Below are 13,803 nucleotides of genomic sequence, written 5' to 3' on the forward strand. Positions count from 1 at the left end.
GAAAAGCCGGCCGTGGAGGGGGAAAAAGGCCCGTGAAGTCTCCCTCGCCGGGGCAAGGCATGGTTTTTCCGGCCGGGAGAACAAGGGCGCAGAGGCGGGAGAATACGGGGCATGATTTTTTCGCCTCCCGGGCCGGACAACGTTGCTGCCGCAATGCTCGCGGGGCTATTTGCCTCTGTTGCGGAGGAAAAAAGGATGTTTTCGCTTTTGATGTATATGTTGTCGATAGTGGACATGCTTTTTTGTAAATATTGTTTTTGGAATAATGTGTATGTGTATAATGTGTTTACCGTTATATGACAGATATCATTCCATGATGTATGATTATTTATGATATCATGATTATCATGTATATTATCATTGAGCGGTAAAATTGCTTTTGCTATCTCTTCATGCATCGAAAATAACGTCGGGAAAAACGTGGTCTGAAAAGGCCGGAGCTGATTCTCCGGCCGTGCGCGGTTCGGAAGCGGGCGGAGCCGTTCGGGAAAGTGCGGTTTTCAGGGGGCGTGCAGTGTTCCTGCAGGCTTTCTCTTGTCTGTCACCCGTTGTCCCTCATCCGGCCGTGAGCGTTTTTTCCATGATTCAACCGGGACCCTGGCGGTTCTTTGATGGTGAGGCTCCTATGTTCAAGATTCAGCCCGTCATACTTTGCGGCGGTTCGGGCACCCGATTGTGGCCCGCTTCGCGTACCAGGTACCCCAAGCAGTTCATGAGGCTCGGCAACGGCGATACGCTTTTTGCCGAAACGCTCCGGCGCACGGAATGTCTGGAAGGAACCGGCAGTCCCATCATCGTCAGCAACGAGGCCTGTCGCTTCTATGTCAGTTCCGCGCTTGCGGAAGAGGGCATGGAAGGAACCATCATTCTTGAACCGCAGAGCCGCAATACCGCTCCCGCCATTGCGCTGGCCGCGTTTGCCGCGCTGGAGGAGGGCGAGAGCCTGCTGCTGGTGCTGCCTTCCGACCACAGGTTCGAACAGCCGGAGGAATTCTGTCGCGCCGTGGACCGGGCGCGAAGTGCGGCGGAAGAGGGTTTTCTCGTCACCTTCGGCATACGGCCGTTGTCCCCGGAAACCGGGTACGGCTACATACGCAGGGGAGAAGCTGCGGCGGAAGAGGGCGTGTTCCGTGTGACGGAGTTTCTGGAAAAGCCGGAACGCGCCCGTGCGCAGGCCCTTATTGATGCGGGCGACTGCTACTGGAATTCCGGCATCTTTTTTTTCAAGGCTTCCGTGTATCTTGAGGAACTCAAGGCATTCGCTCCTGATATCTGGCGTTTTGCCCGCGCCGCGTGGGAAGAGAGAAAGAAGGATCTTTCCTTCCTCCGGCCGGGGGAATCGTTCTGCCTTTCGCCCGCCCGTTCCATCGACTATGCGGTGATGGAACATACCTCCAGGGCGGCTGTGGTTCCCGTGGATTGCGGCTGGAGCGACCTCGGTTCCTGGCAGGCCTTTTATGAGATCACGAAAAAGGATCAGTTCGGCAACGCCTGCGAAGGCGACGTCATCACGGAAAATGCCCGCAACTGCTATCTGCGCAGTTCCGGCCGGCTCATTGCCGCGCTGGATGTGCACGACCTTGCGGTGGTGGAAACGCGGGATGCCATTCTGGTCACCGACAGGCGTCGTTCTCAGGATGTGCGCCAGGTGGTGGAAAAGCTGAAGCTGGAAAAGCGCCCGGAATCCGACATTCATCTCAAGGTGTACCGGCCGTGGGGCAGCTATGAAACCCTTGTTCTCTCCGACCGTTTTCAGGTGAAGCGCATTGTGGTGAATCCCGGTGAGGAAAACTCCCTTCAGCTTCACTATCACCGTGCGGAGCACTGGATCGTGGTGAGCGGCACGGCCGAGGCCACCATAGGCGAAAACGTGCATCTGCTTACGGAAAACGAATCCCTCTACATTCCTCTGGGCGCGCGGCACAGGATAAAGAACCCCGGAACCATTCCTCTGGTGTTCATCGAGGTGCAGTCCGGCGCGTATCTGGGCGAAGACGATATCGTACGGCTTCAGGACGATTACGGACGGGCCGGAGCGGAGGCGGGGGCATGAGTCTTTCCTGTTTCAAGGCCTATGATGTCAGGGGCCGTTACCCGGATGAACTGAACGAGGATACGGCGAGACGCACGGGGTATGCCTTTGCCCGGCTGTTTCACCTGAAAAACGTGGTCATCGGACACGACGCAAGGCTTTCCGGCCCGGCGCTCTACGGCGCGTTTGCCGAAGGCCTGCGCGCCGCGGGCGCGAATGTGACGGGGCTTGGCCTGTGCGGCACGGAGGAAATCTATTTTGCTTCCTTTGCCGGGGACTTCGACGGCGGCGTCATGGTGACGGGCAGTCACAACCCGGCGGATGAAAACGGCTTCAAGCTGGTGCTCGGCGGAGCCGTGCCCGTGAGCGGGGATTCCGGGCTTTTCGCGCTGCGGGATTCCGTGGCCGGGATGCAGGCCGTTCCCCGTGGCATGAAGGGCAGCTTTGCGGAAGAAAGCTTCCGCAGCGCCTATGTGGAGCACCTTTTAAGCTATGTCCGGCCGGAGCGGCTGCGCCCGTTCCGCATTGCGGCCGATCCGGGCAACGGCTGCGCCGGTCCGGTGGTCAGGGCCTTGGCGGAGCATCTGCCTTTTCATGTCACGCTGATCCGTGAAAAGCCGGACGGCACCTTCCCCGGCGGAGTGCCGAACCCGCTTCTGCCGGAAAACCGTTGTGCCGCTTCCCGGGCCGTACAGGAATACGGCGCGGATTTCGGCCTTGCCTGGGACGGCGATTTCGACCGCTGCTTTTTCTACGACGCTTCGGGCCGCTTCCTGGAAGGCTACTATCTTGTGGGCATGATGGCCGAGGCGCTTCTGCGCGAGCACCCGGGGGAGAAGATCATCCATGACCCGCGCCTGGTGTGGAACACCCGGGAACTGGTGGCAAAGGCCGGGGGCGTGGCCGTGGAGTCACGGACGGGGCATGCCTTCATCAAGGAAAGAATGCGCGCCGAAAACGCTCTGTACGGCGGGGAAATGAGCGCTCACCACTATTTCCGCAGCTTCGCCTACTGCGATTCGGGCATGATTCCCTGGCTGCTGGTGGCGCATTTTCTCAGCGAAGAGGGAAAAACGCTGGAAGAGTGCGTGAGCGAACGCATGAAGGCCTTTCCCTGCAGCGGAGAAATCAATTCCCGCGTGGAGGATGCCGCACGAACGCTTTCCCGGGTGGAGGATACCTATGCCGTTCTGCCGGGGGCGGAGGTCACCCGTATCGACGGTTTGTCCGTTGCGTTTCCCGCATGGCGCTTCAACCTGCGTTCCTCCCAGACGGAACCTGTGCTGCGCCTCAATGTGGAAAGCCGGGGCGATGAGGAACTCATGCAAAGAAAAACGGAAGAACTGCTGGCCCTTATCCGCCAGTAACGGAGAATGTTCATGAAAAAGGCCTTGATTACCGGCGTTACCGGGCAGGATGGTTCCTATCTCGCCGAATTTCTGCTGGAAAAGGGTTATGAGGTGCACGGTATGATACGCCGTTCCGCCACGGAGAAGCGGGAACGCATCGCTCATCTGGAAGGGCGTGAGCGCTTCTTTCTGCATTACGGCGACATGTCCGATTCTTTGAGCCTTGTGCGCATCACAGGCATGGTGAAGCCCGATGAGATATATAATCTCGCGGCGCAGAGTCATGTGCAGGTGAGTTTCGAAGTGCCGGAATACACCGCCGACGTGGCGGGCACGGGCGTTCTGCGCGTGCTGGAGGCCGTGCGCCTCTGCGGACTGGAAAAGACCTGCCGCATCTATCAGGCTTCCACTTCCGAGCTGTACGGCAAGGTGGAAGAGTGTCCGCAGAACGAACGGACGCCCTTCCATCCCTATTCTCCCTACGCCGTGGCCAAGCAGTACGGCTTCTGGATTACGAAGGAATACCGCGAGGCCTACGGCATGTATGCCTGTTCCGGGATTCTGTTCAATCATGAGTCGGAGCGCCGGGGCGAAACCTTCGTCACCCGAAAGATCACCCTTGCCGCCGCCCGCATCGCCCAGGGCAGGCAGGAAAAGCTTTATCTCGGCAATCTTTCCGCCCTGCGGGACTGGGGCTACGCCGGAGACTATGTGGAATGCATGTGGCTCATTCTTCAGCAGGAGGAGCCGGAGGATTTCGTCATCGCCACGGGAGAGCAGCATTCCGTGCGTGAGTTCTGCACCCTTGCCTTCCGTGAGGCGGGCATGGAGCTGGAATTTCACGGCGAAGGCGCACAGGAAAAGGGCGTGGACATGGCCACCGGGCGCGTGCTGGTGGAGGTGTCGCCCGCTTTTTACCGCCCCACGGATGTAGTGAACCTCTGGGGCGACCCTGCCAGGGCCAGAACGAAACTCGGCTGGAATCCCACGAAGACGTCCTTTGAGGAACTGGTGCGCCGCATGGTGCGCCATGACATGGCGCTGGTTGCCGACGAGGGATGAATTCCATGATCACCTTCCTGAAACCGGATTTTTCCTTCTCCGACGAACGGGGCTTTCTGGTGCAGCTCTGCCGCGAAGGCTGGAAGCAGGTCAATGTAAGCGGCACATGCGCAGGTACGCGGCGCGGCGGACATTACCACAAGAGAAACCGCGAAGCGTTTTTCCTTGTGGAAGGCCGCATGGACATGGTTCTGGAACGCGGCGGCGAGATACGGAAATGTTCCGCGAACAAGGGCGACTTCTTCGTCATCGAGCCGTATGTCGTCCATTCGTTCTTTTACCCGGAACCTGCCGTCACCGTGGCGCTGTACGACCTGGGCGTGGAAAACGAAGACGGCACGAAAGACATTTTTTCTCTGTAGGAGAGCGCGCATGTATCTGGTTGTCGGCGCAAGCGGCTATCTCGGGAGCTACCTGGTACGGGCGATACTGGAACATACGGAGGAGAACATTCTCGCCGTGTCGAGATCCGTGCATGACGGCAGGAAGAACGAGCGTCTTTCGTATGGGGCCTGCGACGTGACGAAACACGGGGACCTGCTTTCCCTGTATCATGAAACAAAGGGGGAACGGCTCAAGATACTGTACCTTGCCGCCATGCATCACCCCGACGAGATCATGAAGTTTCCTCTCCGGGCATGGAATACCGACATTACGGCGCTTGCGGATTTTCTGGGCATATTTGATTCCGTGGAGTCTCTTTTCTATGCCTCCACGGAAGTGGTGTACGGCGAAACGGGGGGCGTTCCCGTGAAGGAAGACGCGCCTCTCCGACCCGTGAGCCGTTACGGAGAACTGAAGGCTCTGGCCGAACACATGGTCGTCACCGCAGGTTTTCAAGTGGTGCGCTATGCCGTGCTCATGGGGCCGAGTCTGATTGCCGGGAGGAGGCACTTCTACGACGACATCGTCGATGCCGCAGCCGCGGGGCGTCGCATGGAGATGTTCTGCGACCAGAAGCGTTCCATGCTGGATTTCGGCACGGCTGCGGAACTGACCGTGAGGCTGATGGAAAGCGACGAGGCGCGCGGGGCGAACATCGTCAACATCTCCGGAGACGAGCCTCTTTCCAAGTACGAGACGGCCCGGCGTATCGTCCGGGCAAGGGGGCTGGACGATGCGTTCATCGTTCCCGTGAGCATGAGCGATTCTTCCATTTTTCAGGAAAAGCGCGCTGCGGAAACCATTCTCGACAACAGCCTCATAAAAAAACTGCTTCATCTGAACGACATCACCATGAGGTTCTGCTGACATGATGCCGGAAGAACATATCGCCGTTTTTTACGAAGGGCAGGACGATCTTGTCGACGTGCTGGCCGCATCCTTGTGCAGCATCTGCCACAATACCGCATCGTTCGTGGATTTTTTCATTCTCGACTGCGGCATAAGCGACGTGCACAAGAGAATGCTGGAGCGTCTGAAGACGCGCTTTTCGCATTTTTCCCTCACCTATATTCCCGTGGATCTGAAACAGTTCGAGGGGCTGAAGGGCTGGGGAGACCGAAATCAGTTTCTGGACTGCTATGCGCGCCTGCTTTTCCCCGATCTCAGGCCGGATGTGCATAAGGCCATATATCTGGACAGCGACGTCATGGCTCTCGGAGATATCCGGGAGCTTTACGACCAGGATATGGAAGGCTTCGCCATTGCCGCCGCGCCGGATCTCGGCTGCAACGGCATGATTTTCGACAACTGCATACGCAACCTGCATGTGGCTAGAGACCATGTCTTCGCCAATGCCGGGGTGGTGCTGGTGGACTGCGACAGATGGAGAAGGGACGGCATAGGCGGCAGGATGCTTCAACTGGCAAGGGAATACAGGGATTTTCTGAATATCATCATTGAGGAGCTTTTCTGCATTTATTTCAACAACAACAATTACAAAAGGCTGGATCTTCGCTTCTGCATGTCCGACAGAATAAACGATATCCGGCAGGTGAACGCTCCGTTCATTACCGATGAATATGTCGCAGACGAGTGGCTCCATGCGGTGATCCAGCACATCACGCCGACCAAGATGTGGAAGTTTTTGAGAAACGACAGGGGCGGAGAGTGCAGGAATTTTTCCCTGTTCTGGTACTTTGCGAAGATGACGCCGTACTACGAGGGAATGCTTGCCAGGTATATGTTCATTACCAGCGAAGCCGTGTGCAACGCCTATCATCACGCCGTGAGCAGAATCATGCTTCTGAAGATCATTCCCATATATGTCATAAGAAAAAACAACTGCATAAAGTACAGGCTGTTCAACAGGATAACGGTGTGGAAGGAGATATACTGATGGAGGGGGAAATCGTTGTTTCCATAATCACGGTGACGCTGAACATCGTGAACAACGGGCGCAGGGAATATCTTAAAAGGTGCGTGGAAAGCGTGCTCGGCCAGTCGTATCCCCACATTGAATACATCATTCAGGACGGAGGATCCCGCGACGGAACACTGGAACTGTTGTCCGGCTACGAGGGCCTTCATGTGTTTTCCGAACCGGACGGAAGCATCGATGAGGCGTACAACAACGCCCTGCGGCACGCTCACGGCAGATATGTCATGTTTCTGAATTCCGACGATTATCTGCATGACGACGAAGTCGTGGCCGAGTGCGTGGGGTTCATGGAGAAGCATGAGGCGGACTATCTCTACGGCAAGGCCGACATCATTGATGAAAAGCGGCAGGTGGCGGGCACCTTTGAGCCCCGCATGGAAAACTTCTGGCGGGACATGCCCTATTCTCATCAGGCCTTTCTCATCCGCAGGGACGTGCTGGAGAAGGAAGGCAATTACGACGTCACCTACGGCATAGGCGGCGATTACGACCTTGCGATACGGCTTGTTCTCCGGGATTACAGGGGTCTGTTCTTCGACAGAAAGATATCCTGCTACAGGCTCGGGGGCATATCCTCGCAGGTGAAGGACAGGTGGAGGCATCAGAAGACGCTGTGCATACTCGCGTCCATCATGCTGAAATTCTACAGGCAGTTCTACAAGGATATGGATCTGGAGGACTGCCTCGACATCTACCACTTCGGAGAAAGAACGGCAGCGGTCTATCCCCGGCATTTTCTGCAGAAGCTCATCAACTTCATGGTCGGACTCGATCTGAAGAACTTCGACTATAATAAATTCATAGACTATGTGAACACCCTTTCCGGGATGGATGTCGCAGGGCGCATGAAAAAGAAAAGAATATATCTGTTCAACTGCATACCGATATGGAAGATAACCTGTACGCCGTCGAAGAAAAAATACTGGCTTTTCGGCTTCATACCGGTTTTCAAGGTGACATTCTGATACAGGGGGGAGCAGGGGAATGAAAACCACCATCACCACGACGACGATTCATGTTCCGTATCTCATGGAAGATTATATCAGAGATATTCTGCGCCACGGAAGACAGAACGAGGTGGACTTCGTCATTACCGGCGACAGAAAGACGCCGCCGGAGGCTGCGGCCTACTGCCGCGCGCTGGAAGAGCGTTACGGCATTCCCGTGCTCTTCATGGATGAAGAGGCGCAGGAAGGCTTCATGGCCTCCCGCCCCGCCCTGAACGGCTTTCTGCCGTGGAACTGCCTTCAGCGCAGGGACGTGGCCATTCTGAAGGCTTTTGACCAGGGGGCGGAGGTCATCGTTCTCATCGACGACGACAATTATCTTGCCTGCGATGACTATGTGGGCGGGCACATGCACCTGGGGCGCTTGCGCGACATGGAGGTCGTCTCCTCCCCCACGGGCTGGTACAATATCTGCGAATGTCTGGAGGAGCGCTGGGGCAGGCCTTTTTTCCCGCGCGGCTATGCCTGGCCGGAGAGAGTACGGAATGCGGAGAGCTTCACGGCGCGTGAAGAAGTGCGCTGCGTGGTCAACGGCGGCTTCTGGCTGGGGGACCCGGACATCGACGCGGTGACAAGGCTTTCTGCGCCCATCGACGTGACGGATTGCCGGCTCGGGGAGAATTTCGCCCTGCAGCAGGGGGTGTACAGTCCCTTCAATTCCCAGAACACGGCCATACACAGGGATATTGTTCCGGCGTACTTCCTCTGTCCCGGTATCGGGCGTTTCGATGATATCTGGGCTTCCTACGTCATAGAGCGCATCGCCTGGCACATGCGCGACTTCGTCAGTTTCGGGCAGCCGCTGGTAAGGCAGAACCGCAACGATCACGACCTGTGGGCGGATGCCCGTGCGGAGGAGCACGGTACGAAATACACGCCGGATTTCTGCCGCTGGCTGAGGGATATTCCTCTGACGGCCTCCACCTACGGAGAATGCGCTCTGGAACTCATGCAGGGGCTGAAAAGCATCGTGGACAGACAGCCGGACAGCGTTCTTCCCTATGAGAAGCGGGCCTTTTTCAATCATTTCATCGATGGATGCACCCTCTGGGCGAAGTCCGTATAGGTGCAGTTCGCGTCCCGTCCGGCCGGACGGGACGCCCGGTATTCCCGAAAACGGGGCTTTTTCGCAAAAAGGCGTTCCGCGGCTTTGCCGCGGACGTGCGGAAGGCCCGGTCTCAGGGGGAGGGCGCGGGCATGACATGTTTCTGGAAGCGGGGCAGGAAGCGGATTTCCGACACGAAGGCCCGGGAAGAGTATCCCCCCACCCTCGTGCGGGATGTATATGTGGCGGGGCTGAGAATACTCAGACTGCGCAGGCGCGGCTTCGTCACCACGGCGGAGATGGGCGGTCTGCCCCTGCTGCGGGTGGAGCGTTACCCGTACAAAGTCCGCTGCTGCCTGGCGGGTATGGAGCTTTTCAAGGTGCGCATGAGCGGAATGCAGGCGGGGCTTGCCGCAGAGGGGCCGTTTTTTCTGGATCGGAGCGAGCCGCAAAAATGCAGACTTTTCTGGAACATCGGACCGCTGGCCTTCCGGGAGGAGACTTCGGGGGTGGCCCGCGTGGCCCGCAGTCTTCTCTACGCTCTGCGGGAGTTGCGTTTCCCGGATTATGAGATATGCCCCGTCTACACCGCAGGATCATGCCCGGGCTATGTTCATGCCCGCAGTTATGCGCAGGGGGCGGCAGGCAAAGGTGCGGCGCTGGATACTCCGGTCATCTTTACGAAAGGGGATATCCTTCTCAGTCCCGTTCCCGACGTGCGGGAGGTGGAGAGCCATTTTCATGCGTTGAAGGCGTTGCAGGGCATGGGGGTAAGGGTGCTTTTTTTCGTGCATGATCTCATTCCCCTCCGGCATCCCGAATTCTGCCCCGTATCCTTCCGGGAAAATTTTGCCCGCTGGCTCCCCCTGATATCGCAGTTCGACGGGGTCATCACGGTGTCGGCAGCCGTGGCGGAGGATTACCGGGCATGGCGCAGGGAAAACGGATGGAGCGGGGATTTTTTCGTGGACTGGTTCCATCTCGGCGGCGACATGGAACATGTCGTGCCGACTTCCGGCATACCGGAGAGAGCCTCTGCCGTGTTGTGCGCCATGAAAAAGCGCCCCACCTTTCTCAGTGTGAGCACGGTGGAGAGACGGAAGGGCTACCGGCAGGCGCTGCTTGCCATGGAGAAGCTCTGGGCAGAAGGGCAGGATGTGAATTTCGTCATCGTCGGGCGGAAGGGCTGGAATGTCGATGAGCTGGCCGAAAGGCTGGAGCGTCACCCGGAACACGGCCGGCGGCTTTTCTGGCTCAGGGGCATAAGCGATGCCTGTCTTGATGCGGTGTATGCCGCCGCAGACTGCGTGCTTTTTCCTTCCGAGGCGGAAGGGTTCGGCCTTGCCGTGGCGGAAGGAGCGATGCACGGCAAACCGCTTATCCTGCGGGATCTTCCGGTATTCCGGGAGACGGCGGGCGAGAACGCCTTGTATTTTACGGGCAGGGAACCGGAAGATCTGGCCTTGTGTCTGAAAAGGTGGCTCCGCAGTCATGCCGGAGGCCGGGAGCCGTCCCCGTCGGCCATACGGATTCTTTCCTGGAGGGAGAGCGCGGCCATGCTGCTTTCCCGCCTGGCAAAGCTGAACGGAGCGTAGTCATGCCGTCTTTTATTCCTTTTTTCGACAAGGCAGGCCATCAGGTGGAGAAGCTGCGCGCCGCCTGTCCCGCACGGCCGCGGATGGCCGCGTTCCGGCTTGCGGCGTGGGCGCTGGGCAAGGCCGTTTCCGGGCATATTCTGGGCGAAGTGACCGTACTTTCCGCTTCTTCCGCCGGGCACTCTCTGCATCTGGCCTTTCTGCTGCGCGGCGGCATAGGCGACATCGTCATCAATCTTTCCTGGCTGGATGCGCTGGTCGCTCTTTCGGGGAGCATCGTCACGGTGGACGTGTACGGCGGCGCGCCGCGTTCGGTCATGGAACCGTTGTGCCGGGGCATGACGTATGTGGCGGAAATCAGGAGCCTGAAGGAACGTATTCCCCTGGAACGCTACGACGCCGTGTTCGACGTCATGCAGAATCCCCAGCTCCGCGCGGTGTGCTGGGAAAGCCTGAAGGCGAAGTCTCCGGCGCTGTGCAGCTATGCCCGAAGGCTTCTGCGCTTTCAGTCGGCCCATGCCACGTTCTATGCCGATGAAAATCAGGCCATGGGTATCCACTACGCCGATGTCATGGGAGGAGGCAGGCGGCGGCAGCCGGATTTCGACGGTTCCCTGCATCTTGCAGACAGCGGCTTCACTTTGCCGTGTCCCGATGCTTCGACCGTACGGAAAACGTTCGGCCTTTCCCGGCCGTATGTGACGCTGCACAGGGAGGCGGGGGCGTGCGCCGATTCGTTGAAGCTCTGGTCGGCGGACAAGTACAGGGCTTTCCTTCACGCTGCGGAAAGGAGTTTTCCTTCGTATGACTTCGTCATCATCGGTACGGACGGAAGAGTCGACTTCGCCTCCGGTACGGGCGCAAGAGATCTGCGCGGAAAAACCTCGTTTCAGGAGCTTATGGGCATAGTCCGCGGGGCAGATCTGCACATCGGCTGCGAAGGGCTTATTCCCCATCTGCGTCACTACCTGCGCGGAGGCCCGTCCCTGGTGCTTTTCGGGCCCTCCTGCGCCAGAATGCTGGGCTACCCGGAGAATCTTGCCCTTTCCGGCGCGGAATGTCCGAACGGCTGTGAGGGCATCATGCCCGCCTGGCAGGAAAGGTGCCTGAAAGGCCATGAGCGTTGCCGTTCTCTGGAGGAGATTCAGGTGGAGGACGTGCTCAGAGAATGTGCCGAGGTGCTTGCCGGGTAGACGTTTTTCGTGCTGTGCGGCAGACGGAGCGCGCTTTTCGTCCCTGACGCGAGGGTGATGCCGTACGCATTACCCTGCGGTTTTTCCCATGGAAAGGCGCATCCGTGCCGCCCCGGCAGTCTTCGTCGGCCTTTATGGCTGTTTCCCCTGCGGTATGTCAGCGTGTTCCCGGGCCTGCATCTCTTCCACGAGCTGGAGGCAGCGCAGCAGCGCGTCGTCGAAGCCTCGCAGCGAAAGATGGATGGGGGAGGGCTTTCTTGTCTTGAAAAGGAAGGTCAGCGTGAGGCGCTCTCCGTTCATGGCCTCGTCCAGAAAATCGTCGTACAGATCGACGACGCGGAAGACGCCGTTCCATTCGTCAAAGGACATGTGCAGTGTGACGGCGTGCGGCGGCAGATCGTCGATGCGCAGTTCAGCCTTCAGAAAAACGGGCTCATCGGGCGGGGGAAAGCGGAACACCAGCGCCGGATCTGCTTCGTTGCTGATGAACTTTATTTCATAGCCTCCTTCGGGCGCAAAGGGCATGGGGGGAATGTGGTCCAGGGCGAGAGTGAGCCTTTCGCCTTCGGTGAACATCCTTGCGCAGGTGACTTCGTCCGTCATCAGGCAGCTTTTCCAGTCTCCATGCGTCTGCACGGCGGATATTTCCACGGCGTCCGCACGGGCGGGGGAAAGGCCGAGAATCAGCATGGCGGCAAGAAGGAGCAGTATGGAGTTCATGGCGTCTCCTGCGGAAAAGTGGGGGAGGATGACCCGTGCGTTCGGAACGACGGAACTTGCCGTGAGCAGAACCTGTCCAGACGCAGACGCAGCCTGTACGACTCAGCAGCCGGGTCTTCCATGGAAAAATTCCGTTTCGGTCTGCGGAGTGGGAGTCTCTTCCTTTCGGATGAAGTGCGGAATGTTTTCCTCGAAGCTGATGTTTTTCAATTGGCCGACGAGCCTGTCGATAAAGTTTTTCTTGAATTGTGAAATATTGCTCTTTTTTCTGAGGAGAATGCCGTACTGAAGCGGTTCCACCATGGAACTGATATCGATGACGTGGATCTTGTCCGTGATGTTGAAACTGTTGAAAGACAACGTGTCGATGATGGTACAGCCCAGCCCCATGGCCACATAGTTCATGATGATGAAGTAATTGCTGCAGGAAAGCACGGAATTGTTGTTCATGTATTCCTGTATCTGCGGAGGAACGAAATGGTATTTCAGTGTCTGTTCCCGCAGATTGATGGAAAAGGAAATATAGGGGAGTTTTTTCAACACGTCGGGCGTGATGGGGGAGGGCAGCTCCGCAGCTTCGTTCCTGCCTATGGCGAGCAGAAAGGGAGACCGGAAAAGAGGAATGAAGTCGAGATCGTCGAACGTGTTGGACATGCCTATGAGGCCGAAGTCGTTATGTCCGTTCTTTATTCCCGAATAGATGAATGAAGGGTGGGCGCTGTTCAGGGAAACATGGATGTTGGGCCATTCCTCATGGAAGTCCAGCATGGTTCGCGTGAATTCCCGGGAGTTGAACAGCGGTCTGCTTCCGGCAATGCGGAGATAACCGATCTGATTCTTCCCCTGCAGTTCTTCCTGCATTCCTGAAATGGTATCGAATATCCGCAACGCCCATGTAAGAAGGTGTTTTCCTTCTTCCGTAAGGACCATTTTATTTTTCAATCGCAGAAAAAGTATGATGCCGAGTTCCTTTTCCAGAAGCTGAATCTGATAGGTTACGGCGCTTTGCGTCCGGTTCATCTGATTTGCCGCGTCGGACACGCTGCCGCTTGTGGCGACATAATAGAATCCCCTCAGCTGCTGCAGGAAATCCCCGGTGATTTCAGGTATCATATTCTTCGGTCTCTCTAACTCTTTTACAGTCAAATCAGTATGTTGATGTGTTCCTTCATAGAGTATACCGCAGAATTAAACAAGGCGCATCTCCGGTCTATGAAATTAATTTATGCTAGGTTCAGGACTCATTAAATATAAAAGATGACAATGGCAGCGAGACAAATGGCCGAAAAGAACGTGTGTGCACAACGGTCATAACGCATGGCTATTCTGCGCCAATCCTTGAGTCGGCCAAACATGATTTCTATCTTGTGCCGCTGCTTATAAACCTCCTTGTCATAGACCACCGGAGTTTTTCGGCTGTGTCTGCCGGGAATGCACGGCGTGATTCCTTTACGGGACAAGGCATGACGAAACCAGT

General features: G+C 57.2%; 13 protein-coding genes. 10 read left to right on the top strand and 3 right to left on the bottom strand.

From position 1 onward, the window contains the following. Positions 1-625 precede the first annotated feature (625 nt). The 10 genes from CZ345_RS05295 to CZ345_RS05340 all read left to right on the top strand — a co-directional run bounded on the left by CZ345_RS05295 (position 626) and on the right by CZ345_RS05340 (position 11,606). Positions 626-2,053, top strand: coding sequence for a mannose-1-phosphate guanylyltransferase/mannose-6-phosphate isomerase (locus tag CZ345_RS05295; protein WP_077072138.1), 1,428 nt, complete (start codon positions 626-628; stop codon positions 2,051-2,053). Continuing rightward, positions 2,050-3,399: a phosphohexomutase domain-containing protein gene (locus CZ345_RS05300; RefSeq protein ID WP_077072139.1), complete on the top strand. Its 1,350-nt coding sequence runs from the start codon at positions 2,050-2,052 to the stop codon at positions 3,397-3,399. Before CZ345_RS05295 ends, CZ345_RS05300 begins: the two co-directional genes overlap by 4 nt. Before the next feature lie 12 nt (positions 3,400-3,411). Then, positions 3,412-4,443 (top strand): GDP-mannose 4,6-dehydratase, encoded by a 1,032-nt coding sequence (gene gmd, locus CZ345_RS05305; protein ID WP_077072168.1) that lies wholly within the window; start codon positions 3,412-3,414, stop codon positions 4,441-4,443. Positions 4,444-4,448: 5 nt separating this feature from the next. After that, complete coding sequence (locus CZ345_RS05310; RefSeq protein ID WP_077072140.1) at positions 4,449-4,805, top strand: polysaccharide biosynthesis C-terminal domain-containing protein; 357 nt, start codon at positions 4,449-4,451, stop codon at positions 4,803-4,805. 10 nt (positions 4,806-4,815) lie between these two features. Then, positions 4,816-5,694 (top strand): NAD-dependent epimerase/dehydratase family protein, encoded by an 879-nt coding sequence (locus CZ345_RS05315; RefSeq protein WP_077072141.1) that lies wholly within the window; start codon positions 4,816-4,818, stop codon positions 5,692-5,694. Between the two features lies 1 nt (position 5,695). Then, complete coding sequence (locus CZ345_RS05320) at positions 5,696-6,724, top strand: glycosyltransferase family 8 protein (protein ID WP_077072142.1); 1,029 nt, start codon at positions 5,696-5,698, stop codon at positions 6,722-6,724. Then, the gene (locus tag CZ345_RS05325) at positions 6,706-7,731 is read left to right on the top strand and encodes a glycosyltransferase family 2 protein (RefSeq protein WP_144277253.1); all 1,026 of its coding nucleotides are present in this window, start codon (positions 6,706-6,708) and stop codon (positions 7,729-7,731) included. Before CZ345_RS05320 ends, CZ345_RS05325 begins: the two co-directional genes overlap by 19 nt. A 19-nt stretch (positions 7,732-7,750) precedes the next feature. After that, positions 7,751-8,839, top strand: coding sequence for a hypothetical protein (locus CZ345_RS05330; RefSeq protein WP_077072144.1), 1,089 nt, complete (start codon positions 7,751-7,753; stop codon positions 8,837-8,839). Between the two features lie 131 nt (positions 8,840-8,970). After that, complete coding sequence (locus CZ345_RS05335) at positions 8,971-10,413, top strand: glycosyltransferase family 4 protein (RefSeq protein WP_077072145.1); 1,443 nt, start codon at positions 8,971-8,973, stop codon at positions 10,411-10,413. Between the two features lie 2 nt (positions 10,414-10,415). Continuing rightward, a complete protein-coding gene (locus tag CZ345_RS05340; RefSeq protein WP_077072146.1) occupies positions 10,416-11,606 on the top strand; it encodes a glycosyltransferase family 9 protein in 1,191 nt (396 codons plus the stop codon). Between the two features lie 132 nt (positions 11,607-11,738). Here CZ345_RS05340 and CZ345_RS05345 read toward each other — a convergent pair whose 3' ends face one another. From CZ345_RS05345 to CZ345_RS05355, 3 genes are all read right to left on the bottom strand, one after another. Further along, entirely contained in the window at positions 11,739-12,326 is a 588-nt protein-coding gene (locus tag CZ345_RS05345) for an invasion associated locus B family protein (protein WP_077072147.1), read from the bottom strand. 102 nt (positions 12,327-12,428) lie between these two features. After that, positions 12,429-13,439: a LysR family transcriptional regulator gene (locus CZ345_RS05350; protein WP_077072148.1), complete on the bottom strand. Its 1,011-nt coding sequence runs from the start codon at positions 13,437-13,439 to the stop codon at positions 12,429-12,431. Between the two features lie 131 nt (positions 13,440-13,570). Beyond that, positions 13,571-13,803 (bottom strand): IS5/IS1182 family transposase (locus CZ345_RS05355; protein ID WP_077072149.1); only part of this gene is annotated, 233 nt, incomplete at its 5' end.

This window comes from Mailhella massiliensis (genome assembly GCF_900155525.1).
Lineage (GTDB): Bacteria > Desulfobacterota > Desulfovibrionia > Desulfovibrionales > Desulfovibrionaceae > Mailhella > Mailhella massiliensis.